Origin of the sequence: Sulfurimonas sp. HSL3-1 (genome assembly GCF_039645995.1) — a bacterium.
Classification (GTDB): domain Bacteria; phylum Campylobacterota; class Campylobacteria; order Campylobacterales; family Sulfurimonadaceae; genus Thiomicrolovo; species Thiomicrolovo diazotrophicus.
In genome coordinates this window covers 1012323-1036430 of record NZ_CP147920.1, presented here as the reverse complement: position 1 = coordinate 1036430, position 24108 = coordinate 1012323, and the positions used below count along the sequence as shown (strand labels likewise).

Here is a 24108-nt window from a genome sequence, read left to right as displayed (position 1 = left end):
GCGCCTGCCGTTAGTACACTAGACTCGTCTTATATTGGAGACCCGATACCCCCGAAGCTTCGCCACCGCACATGATTCACTCACGGTATCACTCACCCGTCAGACGCATTTTTGCTTTGTAACGTCTATATCCCCGTACACTCAAAAGCGCCCGAAATATCCAAACGACCGTTCCTAAAGCCGCTTCACGCATTCACGTCCCTACTTTTCATAAGGTGTCAGTCTGAAGCAGTACTCCCCCGCATTGTGGGACCAATCCCGCTCTCTTCCAGCCCGATACATCCAGCTCTCTTTGCTCTGTTTTGTATCGAATTCGGCGCACAGTTCATAGGCAGACGCAGCGGTGATGCGATAACCATAGCTCCTCAGGGTCTTAGGGTCTGCGATCTCTATCTCGCTCACGACCCCTTCTTGCAGGGCGTTCATGTCGTCTGGGAGTTTGTGGTAGCGTTCCCAGTAGCGGTCGATCGTCAGGGCAATCTCCGCCAGATCAGAGACACGCCTTTTATCAAGCTTCTTCGCCCGCTCTTTGGCGGGGGAGTCGATCAGCATCATTCCCGCGACGATGGCGGCAATAACGGCGCTCACCGCGAGAAGTATGATGAGCCTCCCCGCCGCTTCGCCGCGTCTCATTGCTCTTTCTCCTCTTTACGGAGGTCCCACAGGTAGTAGCCGAAGATCGTCCCGGCAATAATGCCGACGACCAGAAATTTCAGGAAGAAACGCAGCGTCATTTCCCCGCCTAGAAGGTTGAAGATCAAAACGGCCAGGTCGCCGACGATAAACCCGGAAACGATGAACAGCGTCACGTAGGTCAGCCATTTGCGTATCTTTGACGCGCGCCCAAGCGGGTCTCGCCGGTAGGAGCGGCTGATCAGATAGCTCATATAGAGATAGAGCGGAAAGGCGATGAGCAGCATGGAGATGTCCCAGCGGATACCGCGTTCTATCCACGCTTCCATATCCCCCCTGCCCGTCAGTGCCGGATCGGGCAGCACCAGGGCAATGATATTGAAGAGCAGGCTTCCCAGGTTGTAAGCGCTCATATAGAGTGCGGCAAAAAGCAGCAGGTAGAGAAAAGCTTCCATCGCCGAGAGATAGGGTTTTGGTTTCGGCACCGGGATCGGAAAATCGACGTCGGCGAATTTCCCGAGTCCGTGCGCGACCTCCTCCTTCATCCATCCGGCTTCGAGCAGGACCTTTTCGATCTCCGGGCGCCCGAGCCCCTGCTGCAGGGCCTCCCGGATAAAATTCGACAGTTCTTCAGAGACAGCCGCCATATCGTTGTTCTCCTTGATAACAAGAATCTATGCAGTACGATTGTATCATAGAGCATTCGACATCGGTCCCATAATTTTATAATGAAACCTTATCGCCATCAGGGAAATCGGCTGTTAGATTCTGCACGATATGTACCGTGACGTTCTAAAATATGCTAAAGTAGCCAAAGAAGGCACACTATGACTGAAACAGCACAAAGCATTACCATCGTCAAAAACGGCCCCCTCATCGTCAGGGGCAGTATTCCCCTCTCCGTACAGACCATTGGCGTCAACGATGAGGGCGAAGCGGTCAAGTGGATCGAGGGAAAGCAGTATCCGCTCCAGGCCGTTTACAGCCTCTGCCGCTGCGGACAGTCCAAAAAGCACCCTTTCTGCGACGGCAGTCACGCGAAGTGCGGTTTTGACGGCACCGAAACGGCTGAACGTCTCCCCATCGTGGAACTTTCAAAGACCTACGACGGCCCCGACATCTACCTGACCGATGCCAAATGCTACTGTGCCCTCGCCCGCTTCTGCGACCCGCACGGCGGGGTATGGAACATGGTAAAACTTTCGGACGATCCTGAAATCCGCCCGGTGCTCCTCCAGGAGGTGTGGGACTGCCCGGCCGGACGGCTCGTGGCCTGGGACAAAAAGACCGGGGAGGCGATCGAACCGAAGTTTGAACCCTCCATCGTGCTTATCGAGGACCCGCAAAAGCACTGCAGCGGCCCCATTTGGGTTCGCGGCGGCATCCCCGTCATCTCGGCGGACGGCACCCCTTATGAGATCAGGAACCGCGTCACGCTTTGCCGCTGCGGGGCATCACACAACAAGCCTTTCTGCGATGCCAGGCACCTGCTGACGCATTTCAAGGCGACCGAAGACAAATAACTTCCTTTGCCGATTGGAATGACGCCGAATGATCAGTCAAACACATCAAAACAGCGCTGTAGCTTTTCAGAAGAGAAGAAAATGATCGAAAACGAATGCCTCGCCTCTTTAAAACACGTCATGGACGCCTACGCTCCCATTTCCGAACGTTCATGGGAAGCGTTCGAGACGCACATCACCTTCCAGACCTATCAAAAAGGAGAAACCCTGCTGCATTTCGGCGATACGGCGACGAGACTCTACTTTATCTGCAAAGGGCTCCTGCGCACCTATTTTCTGGACGAAGAGGGACATATGTACAACAAAAACCTCTTTTTGGAACATGATTTTGCCGGTTCAAAGGCCTCCATGCTGCTCGGCTCCCCTTCGGAGTTCTGTATCGAGACGTTGGAGGAGACCTCCGTCATCGAGATCGCCTACCGAGACTACCGCCGTCTCATCGACAAGTATGACGACGTCAAAGCGTTCTACATCGCCTACCTTGAACAGAAGTGGGTCATCGAGAAAGAGCGCGTCGAGATCGCCCTTGTGCTCGAAGATGCGCGCTCACGGTATCTCGCCTTTCTCAAAAAGCACCCCGGGATCGAAAAGCGTGTCAGCCAGCACCATATCGCCGCGCACCTCGGCATCACGCCGACCCAGCTGAGCCGCATACGCAAAAACCTCAAATAAACGCTTCTTAATCGACGGCACATCAACATATGTAAATGACACGAAGGGGGGCTTTTTATTATCATTGCCGCATATGGAACGTGTTTCCATAGAATAACGCTGAAGGAAAATCATGAACGCGGTACACAGCAGATGGACGCGCACGCATGACGCGGTACGCCGATGTATGCGATGACACTCTACCTCACTGCATTCGCAGCCGGGATTGCCCTGGCAGTGCAAGGCGGTTTCAATGCGCAGCTGGGCGTCATGCTGAAAAACCCGTTTCTCGCAACGCTGATTGCCTACACGGTCAGCACGCTCTTTGCGCTGCTCTACCTCTTGGGTAATCCGGCGCAACTGTCGCTTCCGAAAGGAGGCGGCAGCGTGCCCCTTTACCTCTGGGTTGCCGGGGGATTTTTCAGCGTTATCGGCATCGCCCTGTATTACTACATTATTCCGAAGATCGGCATCGCAAAGATGTTCACCTTCGGCTTGAGCGGCCAGATGGTTTTCGTCATGATCGCCGGCGCGTTCGGCTGGTTCGGTCTGCCCATGGAGGCCATTACGTACAAAAAGCTCGCCGGACTCGCGATCATGCTCTCCGGCGTCGTACTCATCACCTATGAAGGATAATCTATGCATATGAAAGCACACTACCTGGACATTCTGCAATTCCGGCATGCCGCCCGACGGTTTCACGAGCATAAAGCGATCGCCGCCGATGAGCTGGACTACATTCTCGAGGCCGGGCGTCTCAGCCCCTCCTCCTTCGGCATCGAACCGTGGCAGTTCCTGGTCGTCACCTCCGATCCGCTGAAACGGCAGCTTCAGAGCTGCTGTTACGGCCAGGAACAGGTGGGGACGGCCTCGGCGGTGATCGTCATTCTCGCCAGAAAAACGCTCCGCATCGAGGACGGTTATGTCGAACCCCTGCTACGCCGCGACGGGGACGACCTCTATGAAAACGTACTCAAGGGTTTTTATGCGGGCTATACCGACGCACTGAGCCCCGGGCAGCTCGGCGATTATGCTGACAAACAGTGCTATCTCGCGGCGATGAACCTGATGAACGCCGCGGCGGCGCTGGGCATCGACTCCTGTCCCCTCGGAGGCTTCGACGCGGAAGCGGTGATGTCCCTGCTGCGGGTCGATACAGCGACCTTTGGCGTCTCGATGGTGCTCCCGATGGGGTACGGCACCTCCCGTCCCGAGCATCGCCATCGCCGCGCATTCGACGACGTCGTCACCTTTGTGGACTAGGAGACACTATGCAGCTTACATGGCACGATACCTGCGACGGCATTGACTGGGAGCAGCTTTCCGACCTCTACAGGGCCGCCCCGCTGGGAGACAAACCTCCGGAGGCGCTTCGGACGGTCTTCGGCAACAGTATGTTCGTCTGTTTCGTCTTCGACGGACCTGCTATGGTCGCCGCGGGACGAGCACTTGCCGACGGCGTTGACTGCGCCTATATCTGCGATGTCGCCGTGCTGCCGGCCTACCAGGGCCAGGGGCTTGGCAAAGGCATTGTCTCCGCGCTCGTCGAACGCGCCCGCGGACATAAAAAGATCATTCTCTACGCCAATCCGGGGAAGGAGGCGTTTTACGAAAAGCTCGGTTTCAGACGCATGCGCACGGCCATGGCGGTTTTTGAAAACCGGGAGCAGGCGATCGCGTGGGGACTGCTGGAATAAAAGCCTCCTCCCGTATTGCGGCATCAAGTTTTTCACAGACAATTAAATCTTTTGCGTTTAAATAGGTGTAATTCAATGGGTATTTTGATAAGCGTCTGCTACAATACCCGCAAATATACCAAGGGCATTGATGTCAATCCAACCGTACGAAAGATGTAGCGCAGTATGAAACGTCTCCTCCAGGGATTCGCCGCCGGGGGCGCTGTCGCGACACTGGCGGGGCTGATCGGGCTGGGCGGCGCGGAATTCCGGCTGCCTGTACTCAAGGGGCTGTTCCGGCTCGACACGCTCAAGGCCGTTATCCTTAACAAGGCGACATCGCTCATCGTCGTCTTTTTCGCACTGCTCTTCCGCGCTTCTGAAATCCCTTTTGATCAGCTGTGGGAGTACAAAAGCATCATGCTCAACCTTCTCGCAGGCTCCCTGGCGGGCGCCTGGATCGCTGCCGGCATTGCGATGAGGATCAGCGAGCGCACGCTCGACCGCATCGTGCTCGCACTCCTGCTCTTTCTCGCTACCGTCCTGATGGGAGAGCACTGGTTCCTCCAGGGAGAGAACGGGGCGCTTTTTGATGCCCCGCTGGCACAGATGATCGCGGGAGTAGCGGCGGGATTCGGCATCGGTGTCGTCGCATCAATGCTCGGTGTGGCGGGAGGCGAGCTGCTCATCCCCGTGATCGTCCTGCTTTACGGCGTCGACATCAAACTGGCCGGCAGCCTCTCACTCGCGATCAGCCTGCCGACGATGATCGTCGGTTTTGCACGGTACAGCCAGAGCCAGGCCTTTATCGTCTTGCGCGAAGAGCGGCGGCTCTTCATCGCCCTGGCCGTCGGGTCCATTGCCGGCGCCGCCGCCGGTTCGGCTCTGCTCGGGGTTGTTCCCGGGGACATGCTGGTCCTCCTGCTGGCGGTGGTCCTGATGCTCTCGGCATACAAGATCTTCTCTCATCAGCAAAAAAATTCGACACAGTCGGCGTGAAGCCCAGCGCTACAGTTCCGCTTCGCGCTGCTCCTCGATGCAGTATCGGGCATGCGGGATCGCCTGCAGCCGCTCAAGGGGGATCTTGTCGCCGCTCGCCTCGCAGACGCCGTAGGTCCCGTTTTTGATCTTTGCCAGGGCGTGATTGACCTCATCGAGCTCATGCCGCTGCTGTTGGATCAGCGCCGTTTCGTTCCGGCTCTCGTTTTCCAGCGCGACTTCGTCCTGCATATCGACACCGTCGTCCGTCGTGGTCACGGCGTCATTCTCCTCGAGAAGACGCGCGATGCTCGATTCCAGCTCCGATTTCATCGCCAACAGCGTTGTTTCAAACGTTTCTAGATGCTTTTTTTTCATTGCTTCTTCTCCTCTTTTTTACTATCTTATTCGTACCAATGTAAAAGATTGATTAAGGGGAAAAACAAGTTTGGTCGGCTGGTTCCGCAATGCGACTGCGCGCTCCCGCCGACAAGGTTTACGAAAAATACTGGAATGCCGCACGTGGGTTCCGGTATGTTCCGAATCCATTTGCTCCGCCAGTTCCGGGCACACGATTGCTCCCGGCACTAGCGGTATTAAACCATGACAGAGGAGGCTGTATCCAGCGTCTCATCCGATGCCTACTGCCCCTGTACAGGGCGCGGCTGCGTCACCGGTTTGAGCTCTTGTTTAACGCTGGCGGTCGTATTCATACGATTATTGCGGCGGTTCGTATCTTCAAAACGCGGCATATTCAACGCGGCGGTGATTTTCATGCCGTCTTTCAATGTCAGATTCTCGAAGGTGTACGTCACCTTACCGCCGGGCTTGGCCAAGCGCTTGCGCGCATCGAGACCGGCCAGCGTCACACCGCCCCACGATTTGCCGTCAACCGTCAGCATCAGTGTTAAAGCACTTTTTCCTTTGCGCGCATACACCTCGTCGGGGATAGCACCCTCTCCGAAGTTTTGCAACGTCACATAGAGTTTCCCGCTTCCCCTGCGCTGTCCCATCTGAAGGATACCGAGGTCCATCGGTTTGGGCTGCAGCGCCTCGTCGACATACTGCTGTTTGCCGGGGTAGGAGATCTTCACCTCGAACTCCGGTGCCAGCTGCGTATCGTAGTTGTCCAGGACAATGAAGTACATCCCCTGCGTCTCCATCAACTCCATCTGGTCAATGTCGTAGTGCGGCGGCGTCGACCGCCCGTCGGCAAGCGTAACATGGGCATTGCCGCGGCGGTAGTACGCCGGAAGCTTTTTCTTTTTCTTCTTGCCGAAGATGGAGTCGGAGAGATTTTTGAGGCTTCTATAGACGCCCCGGATCTCATCGCCCGCGATGTACTCGACGGGATTGTATTTGTTCGCTTTTTGCGCCCACTCCTGGAACGTGCTCTTTTTCATCGGCTGTTTGCCGTCAAGAAAACGCGAATCGACAAAATACCAGCGGAACGGGGAGTGCCGTTTTTGCTGATCGACCTGGTCATGCGTGTAGTTCGTCACCTTGATCTCGAACGTCACCCGTCCCGGTTCGGTGATCTCGATGGGGTAAAAGACCGTATAGGGATCACTGCGTTTTCCGTTGTACAACTGGACTTTTTTGTGGAAAAGCCCTCCATTCTCGTTGCCCGCCGCTCCGGCCGGATTGGCGACCGCCAGCAGCATTATGGCTATCAGCGCCCATTTTATTTTCAGCATAGGAATCCTTTTGTTGACGTGAGTTGACAGGCGGGTGCAAGGTAGCACCGACCTACCTATATACGATAACCCTAACGCAAGTAACCTTAACAACATTACACATCTATACACCCTATGACGTTTGGTTTGCGAATATCACAATAATATATTACAATGGCCCTCAAATTCATGTACAAGGATGTTATATGCGATCGGTACTTACCGCTTTAATCTGTTCCGGGTTCCTCTTCAGCGCCTGCTCTTCAGAACCGGCAGGACCGGACTTCAAAGAGGGAAAATGGTCCATCACCAGTAAAACGGAAATGCAGGGGATGGCGATGCAGATCCCCGCAACGACCTTTGAGCAGTGCATGAGCGCGGAGGATCGCGTTCCGGTACAGCAAAACGACAATGACGGCTGTAAAGTCTTAGAGCAGAAGGTCGACGGCGACACCGTATCCTGGCGCATCGAATGCAACCACTCCAAAGGGGACGGTACCATCACCTATAAGGGGGAGAGTTTCCACGGAAAAATGAATATGCATACCGATACGGGTATGGGCGCCATGACTATGACGACAACGATGACGGGCAAATACCTCGGCCCCTGCGAATAACCCTACAGATCCGTTCCCAAACCCTCGTGTGGGAACGGTTTGATCCCCAAAATCTTCCGTTCGACATCGGCACAAGCCTCTCTATGTGAGCATGATCCATCCACGTTTTGCTAACGGTAGATCGACAAGTTCTGCCGAGCACCTATTGCCGCAGTACACGCCCTTCGCCGATGACGACGCGGGGGATGGCGCCGAGCATCATCGGCTCACGGTCCCATAACAGCAGCGAGGCCCATTTGCCCGGCTCGATAGTGCCGAGCTCCGCGTCCATATCGATGGCACGGGCATTTTCCCGGGTAAGAAGGTTGATCGCATCCGTCGCATCGAGACCGGCGATCATGAAGTATTGCGACGCATCGCGCAGGGTATGTGCATGGATGACGGGATGATCGCTCATGACTGCCATGGGCACCTTTGCCCCGACCAGCTCGGAGACGTTTTTATACGAGGCGTGTTTGAGCTCGGTTTTATAACCGACGCTTCCCAGCGGTCCGAAGACGACAGGGATTCCCGCCGCATCGAGGGCTTCGAAGATATGGCGATGATGGATATCCATGCAGTGCTCCGCGCTGGCGCGCAGCCCGTACTTTTTGACCAACTCGATCAGATAGAGCGCATCATCCTCCTTGTGGACGTGGATCTTGACGAGTTTGTTTCCCTGCAGCAGGTCCAGCAGCGCATGTTCCGTCGCCGAAAAAGCGGCATGGTAGTCCGCCTCAATCTGTTCGCGTTTGAGGGCAAGGAGCTCTCCGTCAGCGCTTTCATCCAGCTCCAGCAGAGCAATGTCATGGGCGGTACGCGCTTTTTTCTCCCGGGCCAGCAGTGTATCAAAACGCTCTTCGAGGAGGGCATTGACCCCCATGCGCGTATTGGGCCGCGTGCCTTTCCACTGCCGCGTCGATGTCGGGTTGTAGCCCAGCGCCATCTTGTAGCCAAGGTGTTTGACCAGCGCCCCGTCGACGTTTGGCGCAAAATGGCGGATAACGGTCGTCTTCCCGCCGATGACGTTACCGCTGCCGGGGACGATGCAGCTGTAGAGCACGCCGAAATCGGTGGCATAGGTAAACGCCGGGTCATCCATATAGATGCTCTGCAGCGGCTCGTTCAGCGGCTGAATCTGGTCGGTCATGTCGTTACCTTCGGCCTCCGAAGAGGGTTCGCCTTCCCGGAACATCCCGATATGGGAGTGCGGATCGACAAAGGCGGGGGTGACGATCCCTTCGAAATCGTACCGTTCCGCCCTTTCCGTCACGGCTTTGATCTGTGTGCCCTCGATATGGACATAACATGCTTCCCGGCGCGTACGGCCGTCGTAGAGAACGCTGGCTTTGATGATCACGGTGACTCCTTTATGCGTCATATGCAAGTGGCGTGCACGCTGCAACGCCGCAACCTTGCCAAGCGGAACACTTAAAAAGAAAATATAAGAAAAATCAATCACTCATCTCTCAATGTAGATGCCTCATAATGGAGGAATCAGGCATGTGCCGCGCTCCCGTTACTCCCTTTGAGCATGAAAGCGCGTCACGGATCATCGGCAGCGCAGACTGCGGAAGATGAGGAAGGATTCCCCATGAAAACGATCATAAAGATTTGCGCATTAGCGGCAATGGTGGCGTTTACCGCCGGTTTCGGCGGCTGTGCAAAAGTGCAGCCTAGCGTCGCCTGCGAAAAAGACCAGGAACGCATTGCGGCCAACCTGTCCAATTTCGACGACCTGGACTTTAACGTCTACAGCGGCCAGAAATGGGACGAACTCTCCCGCAGCCATGCGAAGGACATTGTCGTCCACTGGCCCGACGGACGGATGACGAAAGGGATCGGCACTCACATAGAAGACCTGAAAGGCATGTTCGTGTGGGCCCCGGACACCCGGATCGAAACCCACCCGATCAAAGTCGCGCAGGGAGAGTGGACGGCCGTCATCGGTGTCATCCAAGGCACCTTTACACGCCCGATGCCCATCGGAGATGGCAAGTTCATTCAACCGACCGGAAAGTCATTCAAATTGACTATGTCGACGTTCGGCCACTGGACGGATGAGGGAACGATGGACGAGGAGTACCTCTTTTGGGACAATCAGGAGTTCATGCGGCAAATCGGACTGGGGCAATAGCACCAGAGGGCATCATAGGGTCGCATAATGTTTCCCCCGGGGCGAAGCCGTTCATCCGTGCCTTCGCTCCTCCATTCCCATCGCCATCATCAAAAAACCGGTAAACGCGGCATTGTCTTTTCCCAGTGAAGGGTCTACGCGTTTTTTCATCTCGTTGAGCACTTTTGAATAGCCTTTATAAAAGGCGTACGCCGGGCGCGGTTTGTACACCAGCTCCCCTATTTCGAAATGTTTGAGGATGTTCTTGGTCGTCGTCGGCTTGATGAAGAACGCCTTGCGGCGGTTGTAATAATAAGGCAGCATGGAGACCAGGGACCATTTTGCCAGCTTGTAGTACGACAACACTTCAACTAGCCCTTCAAAGCCCTCTTTTTCGTTGCCGTGCAGCAGTTCGTACAGCGCGATGGAGAGCATATCCTTCTGCTCCGGGCTCATCCCTTTGACCATGTCGCGCACGCGCGGTTTCTCGAAAAAGGAGATCATGGAGGATTTGGAGACGATCTTCGCGAAGTTGTCGCACACCTCATCAGGCTGCCCGAAGGCGTTTTCGGCAAAAAGTGTTTCGACCTGTCGGCCGATTTCCGCGCTGTGATGCCGTTTGACGATGGGCAATAGCGCCTCATCCCCGAAACCGCCGGGGTACATCGCAAAGAATTCCGCTTCGGCCGTTTTGAGTTTGTCGAGGTTCATAGATTGTTTCCTCCCATTGCATCTGTTCTGCCCTATTATAACCCGTCGCCTTCGGCACCGCCCGTTCGTATGGCGTCATGATAGCGATTCCGCCAAAGCAGTATGTTCCGCAGAGCGGTGCAGCAGACCTTCGATATAATCTCCTACAAAAGATCTTGTTTAGATCGGTACAAAGGAGCGGCGGTTTGAAGACATTGGCTGAACTGGAACAGGTCTTCGAACAACAGATCCGGCCGAACATTCCCCCCGAACAGACAATCCCCCTGAACGGCACGCTCAAAGCCGTGCTCTTCACCACCCTCCTTGCGGTTATGGGTGTCCTGGTCCTCGCGGGAAAGCCAAAGATCGCCGTGCTGGTTCTTCTCTGTTTCGCGCTGATATACAGCATACTTGCCACCAGGCGCAAGCCGGGAAGAAGACGGCGGACGCTCAAGCGTTTTCAGCGTCTCGTCGTTGCCCCGCTGCTCCGGGCGATCGACCCCGCGCTCACATACAATCCCTACGGGGGCATCGCCTACCGTGAAATCCTCGCGTCGAAACTGGCGGAGGATTTTCCCGCCAAAACCTATGAAGCCAACAACCTCCTGACCTATGACGACGACGGTCTCCCGGTGAGGATGTCGCACGTCATGCTCGAACATCTCGACAAGGGAGAGAAGGTGCCGGTACTGGGCGGTCTGTTCGGTGTCACGGCGGCCCGTCGACCGGTAAAGGGCACGACGATCGTCTCTTTCGACCTGGCGGAGAAGCATCTCGGCTTTATCGGCAGCGGTCTGCAGCCCACGGCGATGTACCGGGGGCTGGCAAGAATACGCCTCGACAGCGGCGGCTTTGAAAAGGAGTATGTCGTCCACGGCAGCGATCCCATCGAAGCCAACTTTCTGCTGTCGCATACGGTGATGGAAAAACTCGAAGAGCTGATTCAAAAGTACCGCGTCTTTCCCCGCATCTCCTTTGTCGGGGACACCATCTACATCGCCGTCCTCAACGGCGGTTTCTTCCAGCCTTTCTCATGGACCTTCAACGACCTGACATACAGCATCAATGCGCTCAATTTCGCGCGCGAGGCCATCAAGGCGATCCATCATCATCACCGCCTCTAGGCGCGCAGCTTCACTCCCCTCCCAAGATCATATCTGATACCCGAAAACTGCCCCCGGTTTTTAAGATTGCTGTTACGGCGCCCATGAAATAATGGCCCATCACCACACAGGAGCAGAATATGGATCTCTTTTCACCGCTGAACGTCGGAAATATCACCCTGAACAACCGCATCGTTATGGCGCCGCTGACCCGCTGCCGGAGCGTAGAAGAGCACCGGGCCAACGCCATGATGGCCGACTACTATGCCCAGCGTGCCTCCGCCGGCCTGATCATCAGCGAAGCGACCATGGTCTCCCCGATGGGGATGGGCTACCCCGCGACGCCGGGCATCTATACGCCCGAACAGGTGGAATCATGGAAACAGGTGACGCAGGCCGTACATGACAAGGGCGGGAAGATCTATCTGCAGCTGTGGCATGTGGGCCGCATCTCCCACCCCTCTTTCCTCGGCGGTGAGCTTCCCCTCGCCCCTTCGGCAGTCCAACCGGCGGGACAGACCTTCACCTTCGAGGGGATGCAGGACTATGTCACCCCGCGCCCCCTGGAGACGGCGGAGATCCCGGGCATTGTAGAGCAGTATGTCGACGGGGCGAAAAACGCCATTGCCGCCGGGTTCGACGGCGTAGAGATCCACGGTGCCAACGGCTATCTCATCGACCAGTTCCTGCGCGACGGCACGAACAGGCGCGAAGACGCCTACGGCGGTTCCGTCGAAAACCGCGTACGCTTCCTACTCGAAATCGTTGAAGGCGTCAGCGCCGCCATCGGCGCCGACCGCACAGGGGTACGGCTCTCTCCCAGCGGGACTTTCAACGACATGAGCGACTCCGACCCCAAAACGCTCTTTACCTATGCACTCAACCGGCTAAGCGATGCAAACCTCGCCTATGTACATATCGTCGATGCCCTCGAAGGGGATATCCGCCACGGGGCAAACGTGGTCGAACTCGCCGCCCTGCGCGACGCCTACAAGGGTGTGCTTATCACCTGCGGCGGCTATGACAAAGCAAGGGGAAATGCCGTCATCGCCGACGGTCTCGCCGACGCCGTCGCTTACGGGCTGCTCTACATCGCCAACCCCGACCTGCCCGAACGCTTCAACGCCGACGCCCCGCTGAACGAACCGGACCCCGACACCTTCTACACCCAGGACGAAAAAGGGTACCTCGACTACCCGACGCTCTCATAGCGCGGCAACGCCGCGTCGCCGCTCTCCCGTGAAGCATTTTTATATGTAAAATATTTTATGGTGTTATAAAGAGTTTTACACAAGGAGAAGCGATGCTGCGGCTTGGCGTATTTTTTGACGGTACCGGTAACAATCTTTATAATGACGACCTCATCGGTGACGGGTCGCTGAGCAACGTCGCCAAACTCTACAAAGTCTACCGTGCCAGCGGCTATACCGCCTACTATTCCCAGGGGGTCGGCACGGGAAAATACAAACAGGGGAAAACCCTCTCTCCCAAGGCCGTCGAGGCGATACGGCAGAGGAAGAAGGCCAAAAACGACTATTACGACGCGCTTCACATGGCCTTCGGGGGCGATGCCAAAAGCTTCGTCAAACGGAAGCTCAAAAAAGTCCGTTCGGCCGTGCGGCAAAGCAGCAGCGACGCCGTCGTCATCGATGTCTTCGGTTTCAGCCGGGGTTCTGCGGAGGCGCGGGACTTCGTCAACCGCATCAATGCCGCGTACAAACACGATGCAAACGTACGCGTCGGATTTGTCGGGCTTTTCGATACGGTGGCGACAATAGGCCTTGCCAACGAGGTCAACATCGGCTTTGACCTGAACCTCTCGAACGACTCGGCTGAAAAGATCGTCCACCTGACCGCCAAAGACGAACACCGCCACAACTTTCCGCTGGAGTCGCTCAGGCGCGCTGACGGAACGACGGAAGCCAACACGGAGGAGATCGCCTTGATGGGGGTCCACGCCGATATCGGCGGCGGATACGGGGAGCTCGACGACCGGCAGGATCTACTGGTCAAAGGGTCGGAGTTTTACCGGGTCTACCCGAAACACAAGAAAGCGCAGGCCGAGCAGCAGGTCGATACCTTGCGGCAGGAGGCCAAGGAGAAAGGCTACGAATTGCTCCATACCCTCACCCAGCTCCCCGCCCTCTCCGACTGGGCCCTGGATGCCTGTTTCGTTGAGCATGCACCGGTCGCGTTCGGCCTTAGCAACAGTGCCCTGCAGCTGATGTATTCGAAGGCCGCTGCACAGATCCCTGCTCTTGCAGGGCTTGAGCTCCTGGGGGAGACGGCCGCCGGTCACAGCCTCTTCGAGCCCCCCGCCGATCCCGGCAAAAGCTACAGGCATCTTTCCGCCGTCGGAGACCGCTATGCGCTCTCAACGAGTGACTGGATCACAAACCTTAAAAACCCCGGCGGCAAACGCCGGGTCTATTTCAACGATCCGGGCCGGGCCGGATAAAAACGGCTTAGGCCGTCTCTTTCTCGACCAGTTTCCGGTCGGTAAGGATCGCAAAGGGGATCTGGATCATATAGGCGATCATGATGGGCAGCAGCATCGACACCCCGAACGCTTTCATGGAGAAGGTGGAGAGGACCAGCGCCAGCGTGATATAGCGCGTCACGCTGTGCCAGAAAGCGGCACGCTCCTGCGGAGACTCCATCTTGAAGATAAACCAGGCGCACAGCAGGTCCAGGACGTAAAACGCGATAACGGCAGCCAGCGCGATAACAATCAGTTCGGGTTCGAAATCGTACAGATCGACGAGGTTCTGCGTGCTCTGGAGACCGAAGAGGTAGAAGAGGATGATGAACATGCTGATGTTGCTGATGTAGGGGCGGTAGGTCTCGATGAACTTCTCCAGCGGTTTGAACAGCACCACGAAACGGCTCGCGATAAAGGGAATGACAATGAGCAGTTCGATGACCAGCCGCGCGTAGCTCTCCATGTTGTTATTGTCGTCGGTGTAGAGGGTATCGAAATAGCTCTCGGTGTAGACGCCGAAGAGGTGCAGCATCAAAAACGACAGCGAGATCAGCAGCAGGTTGATAAAGAGGATGAGAAAGCCCAGCGACGTGTCGCCGCCTGACTTTTTGATCCAGTACATGACCATCCCGCCGCCGCTGAGCACCGAGAGCAGAAAGAGTCCGGCGGCGATGCCGTAGTCGCGGCTCAGCAATCCGATAATGACGGCGAAGATCGGGAGGAGGACAAAGTTGAGCAGGAGGCTTTTGGCCACGACGGTACGGTGGTGCCACAGCAGCTTGACATCTGTCAGCTTCACCTTGAACAAGGAGGGCATAATCATCGTCAGACCCGCGAAAAGACAGATATTCGAGCTGAAGATAAAGCCGTCGGTGTTGAATCCGTAGATAAAGCCGAGCAGCGCGCCCAGCAGTACGATCAGCAGTTGCATTTTTCCCCTTCGTCATCGCAATCATTCATTCTAAATCAAAGAGTCTTATTCTCTCCACAAATTATCAAAATAACATCACATTTTATAGCTGATGGCGACGAAACAACGCATCGAAAACATCCAATTCTGTCATGAAAAATATCACTGCTTCCGCGCTTGCTGCACCTTTTCATACCGTCCATATCTATTTTGAATTATTGATTTTAATCTGTTATTTTAAGTATTGTGGAGTTATGATGTAAATATCTGCTCTCGTATACGCATACTCTATGAGGATACGAGCGAAAAGGAGATGACATGAAACGTTGGTTCCTGGCAATCCTCGCGATCACAGCGATCGCGATTTACGGATGCGGAGGCGGAGGCGGTTCATCGTCCGGTTCCGGTGACTGGGACACGATGACCTGGGATCAGGACAACTGGGGATAACGACCGTTTCCAGTAGAACACAAACTCAAAAGGATTCATCATGAAAATCAGACAATTTGGATTGCGCCTTCTCGGTATTTCGGCATTGATGGTATCAGGGAGTCTTTACGCCGGGCAGGTCAGCGGGATGACAACGTTCACCCCCGGTACGACCGCTTATGCCTCCGAAGTCAATGACAACTTTACGGAGCATACAACCCAGATCAACGACAACGACACACGTATCACCGCCAATGCAACAGCGATACAGACCAATGCCACTGCGATCGCCGAAGCGGGGCTGGTCAGGTGGACAACCCTCAATGTCAGTTGTCCTTCATCGGTCAGCGTCACGACAACCTATACGAAAATCGCTACGATCGGCTCTTTTACAAAAGCCCAGGACGGCACGGTTCTGAATGTCGTATTCAGCGGGCGTCTTTCCGTTTCTACCATGACAAGTACCGGGGTGATTTTCGAACTGAGGATCGATGACACGGCAACAACCAACGGCCGTATCCGCGGCAGTGTCAAAACAGCTGAAGTCGGTGTGAGCGGCGTCGCCGTGACGATGGAAGGGTTTTTCTCAGGTTTAAGCGCCGGATCGCACACTGTCAGCATGTATGCAAGAGCGACAAGCGGCGGGGCGACAGGGGTTCAGTATGATACAGGATGCTGGTCGACGGACAGCGTCATTGTCAAAGAGTTTCAATAACATTCTGCGGATGCTAAGGTATCCGCAGCGCTAACGTTCGCGTCCCTTCCCTATCGGCCCCCTTTTACTTCCCCCTTCGTGCCCGTAAAAGAAAAGGTGCGCTACACTACCTCATCATTTCCAACGAAGGACGCGCCTGTGCCCGAAAGCGACTTTTTCATCTCCACCCTGATCAACCTTTCCGTCAACCTTGTTTATACGGTGGCCGTGCTCGTGATCGCCGTCATTGCCCTCAAATACATCGACAGCAAACTGCTTAAATCCATCGCCCTCGAGGAGGAGATCAAAAAAGGCAACGTCGCCGCCGCGATCTTCGCGTCGACCATCCTCATCTTCATCGCCATCATCGTCGCCTCTTCGATGACATGATCGCAAAGTACCTGCGAACCTTCTTTATCCTGCTGCGGGTCCTTATCCTGCTCTATGTCCCCCTCTTCTTCATCACGGCACTGAAAGAGCGGCACGACGAAGCCGCCCTGCCGGTGCCGCCGCCGACGACCGTCACTTCCCCGGGCCAGTCCCTTCCCCGTCACCGTCCGGGGCCGAGAGCGGGCGAGATGCAGCTGCTCTCCGTGCCGGTGAAACGCAGCGCCAGGATCCCGGCATGGCTGGACCGGCCCGCCAACAAGTCGCGAGGCCAGGGGTCCGGTTCCCAGCGTTTCCATGAGAAACCCGTAGCCTATTTCGCCTATGGGCGCGATCTCAAAGCCTATTATGCCAACGGTTTTTTCAAGCACTTCATCCCCTTCAGCGTCGATTCGAAATGGAGTGCCATGCACCATATAGCAAGGCATATGCGCTACGAGCGTGACGAACAGCAGTTCAAGGGCTATGCCGAGATCTGGCTCAGTTCCGAGGAGGCTTACTTAAGCGGGCGCGGCGACTGCGAAGATCACGCCATACTGCTCGCCGACTGGCTGGAAGGAATCGGCTATGATGCGCGGGTCGTCTTCGGAACCTATAAAAACGAAGGGCATGCCTGGGTTGTCGTATTCGAAGCGGGAAACACCTACCTTCTCGAAGCAACGGCCAAGCGGGTGAAGAGCAGCTTTCCCCTGGCCTCCGCTCTGCCGAACTACCATCCCAAGGGGATGTTCAACGACCGGTACATCTGGTACAACTACGGATCGCCGCTCACAACGGCTTACACGGGTGGACAATGGATCAGAACCGCACGCTTCCGTCCGGCTGAAGAACATTAAACGGGAAAATTAAACGCAGCAATCGGTCGGCGTGCTCCCGCCGACCGTCGGAAGAGGAATCAGACTTTTTTAACGAATTCGGACTTGAGTCCCATCGCGCCGACACCGGGGATCTTACAGTCGATGTTGTGGTCGCTGTTAGGGTTCAGTTTGATATTTTTGACCTTGGTACCGACCTTGATGTCGGACGATGCGCCCTTGACCTTCAGGTCCTTGATGACCGTCACGGTATCGCCGTCTTGCAGAATGTTCCCGTTGGCGTCACGCACGACAAACGCATCCTCAGCACCGGCGTCCGCGGCATCTTTTGACCATTCATGGGCGCACTCCGGACAGACGTAAAGCTCACCATCCTCATAAGTGTATTCGCTTCCGCACTGGGGGCATTTGGGCAATTGTTCCATATTCATCCTTTTCAAAAAACTAATTGTACCAGTTCAACTAACAAGCGCAAAATCATTTATCACGTTATTAATACAAATTAGATGCCTATGGAGTATAATGAACCCATGCAAACGGTTTTTCATATTTTTATTCTGATTTTTCTCACTTTGAATCCCCTCTCCGCCGAACCTGTCATCAATGTCACTTCCAGCGGAAAACAGTATGATCTCTCCGACTCTGTCCTGCTCTGCATGGACCATCTGAATATGCTGAACGTCGACATGTTTTTGGAGGGCAGCAGCCCGGCAATCTGCAACACCGTTGACAAGGCCCAGCTCCCCTTCGGTTATGTCGATGACACCATCTGGCTGCGTTCGACACTGAAGAACACCTCCCATACCGAGAATGCATGGATCGTCGACCTGGAAAACCCCCTGCTCGATTATGTCGATCTCTACGTGATCGAAAACAAAAAAGTCATCGCTCATTTTGCCAGCGGGGACAAGCGCCCCGTCGCTTCACGTCCCTTGTCGAGCCTGACGTTTCGTTTCCCGATCACGATGCTTCCGGGCAAGACCACGACACTGGTCTGGAAGATCCGTTCCCAATCGTCGATCGATCTCCCCATCACCATCAATGACCCGGATGCCCTGCAGGATGCCGACCAGAGACGCTTCCTCTTTTACGGCATTTTTTACGGCATCCTCATTATTTTGTCGCTCTACAACTTTATTTTCTTCCTGATCTTCCGCAGAGCCATCTATCTCTATTATGTCGGCTTTATCGTCTTTTATACGATGATGCAGCTCTCTTTCGACGGCTTCACGCCTATGCTGCTTTTCCCCGATCACCCCTGGCTGTACAACGAAGGCGTCCCCTTCTTTGTCGATCTTACGATCCTGTCGGCCATCCTTTTCGGCCAGCGCTTTTTGGAAACGGAACTCTATACGCCGAAACTGCACTCCGTCTTGAACGTCATCATCATCATCAACCTCGTCCCCATGATCATGAGTTTTTTCGACATCTACTACCTGACGGTCAAACTGACGACCCTCCTGGCGGCTATTACGCCCATCATACTGCTCTCCGCCGGTTTTGTCATCCAGAAGCACAATAAAAGACGGGCCCGTTTCTACCTTGGTGCCTGGAGTCTCTTTTTCGCCGGTTCCACCCTGCTGGCACTGCATAAGTTCGGTCTACTGCCGTCGACCTGGTTTATCCTGCACTCCCAGCAGTTCGGGGTACTGCTCAAAATCATCGTCCTCTCTTACGCCCTGGGGGACCAGCTGCAGTCGCTGCTCTACATCGACCAGCTGACGGGCATCGGGAACCGTCACTCCCTGCAGCGTATTTTCGCATCGTCCATGAGCTATGCGAAAAAAGACAAACTCCCCTTTGCCGTCCTCTCCATCGACATCGATGACTTCAAGAACATCAACGACTCGATGACCCACAAGGTCGGCGACCAGCTGCTGATGCAGCTCAGTGGCCGTCTCAAAGCCCATCTCCGGCGTTTTGACACCATTTTGCGCATGGGGCAGGACGAGTTTCTCATCATCCTCGAACGGATCCAGTCGACGGAGAGCCTGACGCATATCGTCGACCAGCTTCTTGTCCAGATCCGCAAACCCTTTAACCTCGACAACCACATCATCCATATTACGGCCAGCGTGGGAATAGCGCTCTATCCCAATGACGGGGATGACTACGACACCCTGATGAAAAACAGCGACACGGCGCTGCACAAGGCAAAGGAGCTCGGCAAGAACCGATTCTATTTCTTCAACCCCGTCTTGGACAACATGGCCATCGAACGTCTGAAGCTCCACAACGATCTTTTCGAGGCCCTGGATAACAACGAGTTTTTCCTGCTGTTTCAGCCGAAGATCAGTGCCACAGACAACAGTCTCGCCGGCGTCGAAGTCCTGCTGCGGTGGCGTCACCCCAAACGGGGGATACTCACCCCCGACACCTTCATCGGCATTGCCGAACAGAACGGGCTGATTCTGCGGATCACGCATTGGGTCCTTGAGGAGTCCTGCAAGGCGCTCAAACAGTGGCAGCGGATTGGATGGGACGGCATCTTTGCCGCCGTCAACGTCACGGCAGTCGATATCAACGACACCTACTTCATCCGGGACCTTCTGGACCTTTTCTCCGAGTACAATCTCAATCCAGACCTCCTCGAACTCGAATTGACAGAAAGGATCATCGTCGAAAGCTCTACCGATAACATCGAAACCATCAAGTCGCTATGCGATGCGGGCATCAAGATCGCCATCGACGACTTCGGGACGGGTTACTCCACCTTTACCTACCTCCAATCCTTCCAGGTCGATACCATTAAAATCGACAAGAGTTTTATCGACGAAATCGAATTCAACGCCAAAACAGCCGTGATCGTCAAGACCATGACCGAACTCGGGCATGCCCTGGGGATGAAAGTCGTGATCGAAGGCGTCGAGAAGGAAGGCCAGGTACAGCTGCTCAAGAGAATGAAATGCGATATTTTCCAGGGCTACTATTTTGACAAACCGATGACGGCGGGAGCATTGGTCGCCAAATACTTTGTACGGGATCAAATCAAAAAGGGATGACATGGCAAAAAATATCGTAATCTTCTCCGACGGGACCGGTCAGGAGGGCGGCAAAGGCAACAACACCAATATCTATAAGCTCTTCAACATGATCGAGGACCGCACCCCGCGGCAGATCGCCTTTTACGACCCGGGGCTTGGCACGGGTATCCACCGGCTGACCGGGAACGTCGGCGGTTTCGGCATTTCCCGCAATATTCAGCAGTGTTACCGTTTTCTCTTTGAGCATTATGAAGCCGGGGACAAGATCTTCCTGTTCGGGTTCAGCCGCGGCGCGGCTACGGTGCGCAGCCTCTCGGGGTTCCTGCACTACTTCGGCATCCTGCCGAAATCCCGTCCCGAACTGATCGCCACAGCCTATGATATCTACATGATCGAGGATGAGGGCAAACGCAAGGAGAAAGCCGCTGCCTTTTTGAAAGACCATCACAATATGTGGACCAAGGTGGAGTTTATCGGCTGCTACGACACCGTCGCCGCACTCGGCCTTCCCATCAAGAGCCTCAGCGTCCTGCTCGACGGCATTCCGGGGTTCCGCCACCGTTTCCACAATTTCAGGCTCAGTGAAACCATCACGCACGCCTACCAAGCCCTGGCCATCGACGACGAACGCAAAACCTTCCACCCGGTGCTGTGGGAGCAACAGGTCAAAGAGTGGCAGACCGTCAAACAGGTCTGGTTCAGCGGGATGCATACCGACGTCGGCGGCGGGTATGCGGAGCAGGATCTCTCCGACATCCCCCTGGTCTGGCTCACCCGGCAGGCGATCAACCACGGGCTGTTGATCTATCCGAAACACACGGTCGATCCCCATGAAGATGCCCAGGGGAAGATGCACGATTCGCGCGGGACATGGCTGACCCGTCTCTACCGCCGCGAGCAGCGCCATTGGGACGCGGCGACCCGCGGCAAACCCCTCGTCCACGCCAGCGTGCTCGAACGTCATGCAAAGCATCCGACGGCTTACCATCCTTGGATCCTGGAAATGGACTATGACGTCGAACCCTGGGAACAGTGGCCCGCCAAAGAAAAACAACCCCTCTTTGATTGCACGGCGCAAACGGCGTGCGACATCGATACGGTGGACGGCAACGGCCCGGCTGCTTGTAATGTAAAGGGATGAAAAAAGAAAGTTCGGAAAAAAAAAGAGCGGTTCCCCGCAGAGGGGAAGCCTGCTTAGAGCGCGAACTCTTCGAGCAGGTTGAAGTTGAGGTACTTGTAGATGTCGGCTTCTTTGCCGGCGATCTTCTTCGGTACGATCTCGAGGTACTCCTCTTTTGTCGGAAGGCGTCCGAGCATCGCACAGACGGCTGCCAGTTCGGCAGAGCCGAGATAGACCTGCGCACCTTTACCCATACGGTTGTCGAAGTTACGCGTGGACGTCGAGAAGACGACCGCGTTGTCAGCGACACGAGCCTGGTTCCCCATACAGAGGGAACAGCCCGGGATCTCCGTACGCGCGCCGGCGGCACCGTACATCGCGTAGTAGCCCTCTTCCTGGAGCTGCTGCTCATCCATACGGGTCGGCGGGACAACCCACAGACGCGCCGGAACCTGGCCTTCGCCCTTGAGGACTTCACCCAGGGCGCGGTAGTGACCGATGTTGGTCATACACGAACCGACGAAGACCTCGTCGATGTTGTGCGGGCGGTTTTCGTCTGCGAGAACCTCAGAGAGGGTCGCAACGTCGTCCGGATCGTTCGGACACGCCAGGATCGGCTCCGTGATCTCGTTCAGGTCGATTTCGTAAACCGCTGCGTACTCGGCGTCTTTGTCCGCTTCCATCAGTTCCGGGTTCCCCAGCCACTCTTCCATCTTCTCTTTGCGGCGTGCCAGGGTGCGTGCATCCTGGTAGCCCGCATCGATCATGCTCTGGAGCAGAACGATGTTGGATTTGATGTACTCGATGACCGGCGCTTTGTTGAGGTGAACCGTACAGGCCGCGGCAGAACGCTCTGCAGAGGCATCGGAAAGCTCGAACGCCTGCTCGACTTTCAGATCCGGAAGCCCTTCGATTTCGAGGATACGTCCTGCGAAGATGTTCTTCTTCCCTTTTTTCTCGACGGTCAGCTCGCCTCTCTGGATGGCAGCATACGGGATCGCGTTGACTAGGTCACGCAGCGTAACACCCGGCTGCAGTTCGCCCTTGAAGCGGACCAGTACGGATTCCGGCATCGTCAACGGCATGGAACCGGTAACGCCCGCGAATGCAACGATACCCGAACCGCCCGGGAAGGAGATACCGATCGGGAAACGCGTATGCGAGTCCGCACCGGTACCGACCGTGTCCGGCAGACACATGCGGTTGAGCCAGGAGTGGATAACACCGTCGCCCGGGCGCAGTGCGACACCGGAACGGTTGGAGATGAAGTCCGGCAGGGTGTGGTACATCTTGATGTCGGAAGGCTTCGGATAAGCCGCTGTGTGACAGAAAGACTGCAGGACGAAGTCGGCATTGAAGCCCAGCGCCGCCAGCTCTTTGATCTCGTCGCGGGTCATCGGGCCCGTCGTATCCTGGCTCCCGACGGTGGTCATAACCGGCTCGACGTACATGCCCGGGCGGACGCCCTCGAGGCCGCACGCTTTACCGACCATCTTCTGCGCCAGGGTGTACCCTTTGCCCGTATCGGCCGGCTGCTCCGGCTTCAGGAAGAGCTCGATCTCGCCCATGCCGAGGACTTCACGCGCTTTCTTGGTCAGACCGCGGCCGATGATCAGCGGAATACGGCCGCCGGCGCGGACTTCGTCCGTGATCGTGTTCGGGCGCAGGCCGAAGGTAGCGATCACTTCGCCGTTCTTCTCCGCTTTGCCTTCGAACGGATAGATGTCGACGACGTCACCGGTTTCCATCTGCGTGACATCCATCTCGAGCGGGAGTGCGCCGGAGTCTTCGGAAGTCGCGAAGAAGATCGGTGCGATAATACCGCCGATAACGACACCGCCGGTGCGCTTGTTCGGAACACCCGGGATATCCTCACCCATGTGCCACTGCACGGAGTTGATACCGGATTTACGGGAAGAGCCCGTACCGACGACGTCACCGACGTAGGCAACCGGGTGGCCCTTCTCTTTGAGGGCTTTGATCGTACCCATCGGGTCGTCCATCTTCGCCGTGAGCATGGAGTTTGCGTGCAGCGGGATATCAGAACGTGTAAAGGCTTCGGACGCCGGGGAGAGGTCGTCGGTGTTGGTTTCGCCCGGAACCTTGAAGACGGTCACGGTGATTTTTTCAGGCAGATCGGCTTTGGACGTGAACCACTCTGCGTTCGCCCAAGACTCAAGCACTTTCGTTGCGGCGGCATTGCCCGCTCTGTGCAGTTCTTCGACATCGTTGAACGCGTCATAAACGAGCAGCGTATGGCTCAGCGCCTTGATCGCCGCGTCAACAACGGCGGCATTGGAAGATGAGAGGGCATCGATGATCGGCTTAACGTTATAGCCGCCCAGCATCATGCCGAGCATTTCGACCGCCGCGTCCGGTGCGATTGCCGCAACGCTCACGTTTTCCTGTGCAACATCATTGAGGAACGCCGCTTTGACATAGGCGGCGTCGTCAACGCCCGGAGAAACACGGTTTTTCAGAAGATCGATATTTTCGGCCATATCGCCTTCGCCTGCCTTGATCATTTCGATCAGGTCAGCGGTCTGCGCCGCAGACAGAGGAAGTGGAGGTACGCCCAGAGCTTCACGCTCTGTTACATGCGCTTTATATTCGTCCATAAAAGCCATCGTTTTATCCTGTAAATA

26 protein-coding genes are annotated in these 24108 nt (G+C 55.8%); 17 read left to right on the top strand and 9 right to left on the bottom strand.

The genetic code is table 11. The features are described from left to right. Positions 1–201: 201 nt before the first annotated feature. Positions 202–633 carry a hypothetical protein gene (locus tag WCY31_RS05355; protein WP_345973518.1) on the bottom strand — a complete coding sequence of 144 codons (432 nt, stop codon included), beginning with the start codon at positions 631–633 and terminating at the stop codon, positions 202–204. Then, on the bottom strand, positions 630–1280 hold the full coding sequence (locus WCY31_RS05350) for a DUF5671 domain-containing protein (RefSeq protein ID WP_345973516.1): 651 nt from the start codon (positions 1278–1280) through the stop codon (positions 630–632). The genes WCY31_RS05355 and WCY31_RS05350 overlap by 4 nt, the downstream gene beginning before the upstream one ends. Before the next feature lie 180 nt (positions 1281–1460). On the opposite strand from WCY31_RS05350, the gene WCY31_RS05345 reads away from it, so the two are divergent. The 6 genes from WCY31_RS05345 (at position 1461) to WCY31_RS05320 (ending at position 5482) form a co-directional block, all read left to right on the top strand. Further along, positions 1461–2156, top strand: a complete 696-nt coding sequence (locus WCY31_RS05345; RefSeq protein WP_345971288.1) for a CDGSH iron-sulfur domain-containing protein — start codon at positions 1461–1463, stop codon at positions 2154–2156. 81 nt (positions 2157–2237) lie between these two features. Further along, positions 2238–2828 carry a Crp/Fnr family transcriptional regulator gene (locus WCY31_RS05340; RefSeq protein WP_345973515.1) on the top strand — a complete coding sequence of 197 codons (591 nt, stop codon included), beginning with the start codon at positions 2238–2240 and terminating at the stop codon, positions 2826–2828. A gap of 162 nt (positions 2829–2990) precedes the next feature. After that, positions 2991–3443: a DMT family transporter gene (locus tag WCY31_RS05335; protein WP_345973513.1), complete on the top strand. Its 453-nt coding sequence runs from the start codon at positions 2991–2993 to the stop codon at positions 3441–3443. Between the two features lie 3 nt (positions 3444–3446). After that, positions 3447–4070 carry an NAD(P)H-dependent oxidoreductase gene (locus WCY31_RS05330; RefSeq protein WP_345973511.1) on the top strand — a complete coding sequence of 208 codons (624 nt, stop codon included), beginning with the start codon at positions 3447–3449 and terminating at the stop codon, positions 4068–4070. Positions 4071–4078: 8 nt separating this feature from the next. Continuing rightward, entirely contained in the window at positions 4079–4504 is a 426-nt protein-coding gene (locus WCY31_RS05325; RefSeq protein WP_345973509.1) for a GNAT family N-acetyltransferase, read from the top strand. Positions 4505–4669: 165 nt separating this feature from the next. Further along, the gene (locus WCY31_RS05320) at positions 4670–5482 is read left to right on the top strand and encodes a sulfite exporter TauE/SafE family protein (protein ID WP_345973507.1); all 813 of its coding nucleotides are present in this window, start codon (positions 4670–4672) and stop codon (positions 5480–5482) included. Between the two features lie 9 nt (positions 5483–5491). Here the strand turns inward: WCY31_RS05320 and WCY31_RS05315 are convergent, their stop codons facing one another. Further along, entirely contained in the window at positions 5492–5839 is a 348-nt protein-coding gene (locus WCY31_RS05315; RefSeq protein WP_345971283.1) for a TraR/DksA family transcriptional regulator, read from the bottom strand. Positions 5840–6102: 263 nt separating this feature from the next. Further along, positions 6103–7158: a hypothetical protein gene (locus WCY31_RS05310; protein WP_345973505.1), complete on the bottom strand. Its 1056-nt coding sequence runs from the start codon at positions 7156–7158 to the stop codon at positions 6103–6105. Positions 7159–7343: 185 nt separating this feature from the next. Here WCY31_RS05310 and WCY31_RS05305 point away from each other — a divergent pair, with 185 nt between their 5' ends. Beyond that, on the top strand, positions 7344–7754 hold the full coding sequence (locus tag WCY31_RS05305) for a DUF3617 domain-containing protein (protein WP_345973503.1): 411 nt from the start codon (positions 7344–7346) through the stop codon (positions 7752–7754). A gap of 142 nt (positions 7755–7896) precedes the next feature. Here the strand turns inward: WCY31_RS05305 and WCY31_RS05300 are convergent, their stop codons facing one another. Then, a complete protein-coding gene (locus WCY31_RS05300; protein WP_345973501.1) occupies positions 7897–9093 on the bottom strand; it encodes an amidohydrolase family protein in 1197 nt (398 codons plus the stop codon). 234 nt (positions 9094–9327) lie between these two features. Here WCY31_RS05300 and WCY31_RS05295 point away from each other — a divergent pair, with 234 nt between their 5' ends. Further along, a complete protein-coding gene (locus WCY31_RS05295) occupies positions 9328–9870 on the top strand; it encodes an ester cyclase (RefSeq protein ID WP_345973499.1) in 543 nt (180 codons plus the stop codon). A gap of 51 nt (positions 9871–9921) precedes the next feature. Here the strand turns inward: WCY31_RS05295 and WCY31_RS05290 are convergent, their stop codons facing one another. Then, on the bottom strand, positions 9922–10560 hold the full coding sequence (locus tag WCY31_RS05290; protein ID WP_345973497.1) for a hypothetical protein: 639 nt from the start codon (positions 10558–10560) through the stop codon (positions 9922–9924). A gap of 185 nt (positions 10561–10745) precedes the next feature. On the opposite strand from WCY31_RS05290, the gene WCY31_RS05285 reads away from it, so the two are divergent. The 3 genes from WCY31_RS05285 (at position 10746) to WCY31_RS05275 (ending at position 14100) form a co-directional block, all read left to right on the top strand. Next, a complete protein-coding gene (locus tag WCY31_RS05285) occupies positions 10746–11663 on the top strand; it encodes a DUF3137 domain-containing protein (protein ID WP_345973495.1) in 918 nt (305 codons plus the stop codon). Between the two features lie 119 nt (positions 11664–11782). Then, a complete protein-coding gene (locus WCY31_RS05280; protein WP_345973494.1) occupies positions 11783–12853 on the top strand; it encodes an alkene reductase in 1071 nt (356 codons plus the stop codon). A gap of 92 nt (positions 12854–12945) precedes the next feature. Continuing rightward, a complete protein-coding gene (locus tag WCY31_RS05275) occupies positions 12946–14100 on the top strand; it encodes a DUF2235 domain-containing protein (protein WP_345973492.1) in 1155 nt (384 codons plus the stop codon). A 7-nt stretch (positions 14101–14107) separates the two neighbouring features. On the opposite strand, the gene WCY31_RS05270 is transcribed toward WCY31_RS05275, so the two are convergent. Continuing rightward, complete coding sequence (locus WCY31_RS05270; protein ID WP_345973491.1) at positions 14108–15055, bottom strand: hypothetical protein; 948 nt, start codon at positions 15053–15055, stop codon at positions 14108–14110. Positions 15056–15352: 297 nt separating this feature from the next. On the opposite strand from WCY31_RS05270, the gene WCY31_RS05265 reads away from it, so the two are divergent. From WCY31_RS05265 to WCY31_RS05250, 4 genes are all read left to right on the top strand, one after another. Beyond that, a complete protein-coding gene (locus WCY31_RS05265) occupies positions 15353–15484 on the top strand; it encodes a hypothetical protein (protein ID WP_345973489.1) in 132 nt (43 codons plus the stop codon). A 40-nt stretch (positions 15485–15524) separates the two neighbouring features. Beyond that, on the top strand, positions 15525–16178 hold the full coding sequence (locus WCY31_RS05260; protein ID WP_345973487.1) for a hypothetical protein: 654 nt from the start codon (positions 15525–15527) through the stop codon (positions 16176–16178). A gap of 138 nt (positions 16179–16316) precedes the next feature. Then, positions 16317–16547, top strand: coding sequence for a DUF350 domain-containing protein (locus WCY31_RS05255; RefSeq protein ID WP_231021020.1), 231 nt, complete (start codon positions 16317–16319; stop codon positions 16545–16547). Further along, entirely contained in the window at positions 16544–17380 is an 837-nt protein-coding gene (locus WCY31_RS05250) for a transglutaminase-like domain-containing protein (RefSeq protein ID WP_345973485.1), read from the top strand. Before WCY31_RS05255 ends, WCY31_RS05250 begins: the two co-directional genes overlap by 4 nt. Positions 17381–17439: 59 nt before the next feature. Here the strand turns inward: WCY31_RS05250 and WCY31_RS05245 are convergent, their stop codons facing one another. Further along, the gene (locus WCY31_RS05245) at positions 17440–17784 is read right to left on the bottom strand and encodes a zinc ribbon domain-containing protein YjdM (RefSeq protein WP_231021018.1); all 345 of its coding nucleotides are present in this window, start codon (positions 17782–17784) and stop codon (positions 17440–17442) included. A gap of 105 nt (positions 17785–17889) precedes the next feature. On the opposite strand from WCY31_RS05245, the gene WCY31_RS05240 reads away from it, so the two are divergent. Both WCY31_RS05240 and WCY31_RS05235 read left to right on the top strand, forming a co-directional pair. Then, complete coding sequence (locus WCY31_RS05240; RefSeq protein ID WP_345973483.1) at positions 17890–20361, top strand: EAL domain-containing protein; 2472 nt, start codon at positions 17890–17892, stop codon at positions 20359–20361. Between the two features lies 1 nt (position 20362). Next, positions 20363–21484 (top strand): DUF2235 domain-containing protein, encoded by a 1122-nt coding sequence (locus WCY31_RS05235; protein ID WP_345973481.1) that lies wholly within the window; start codon positions 20363–20365, stop codon positions 21482–21484. 53 nt (positions 21485–21537) lie between these two features. Here the strand turns inward: WCY31_RS05235 and acnB are convergent, their stop codons facing one another. After that, positions 21538–24090, bottom strand: a complete 2553-nt coding sequence (gene acnB, locus WCY31_RS05230) for a bifunctional aconitate hydratase 2/2-methylisocitrate dehydratase (protein WP_345973479.1) — start codon at positions 24088–24090, stop codon at positions 21538–21540. Positions 24091–24108 lie beyond the last annotated feature (18 nt).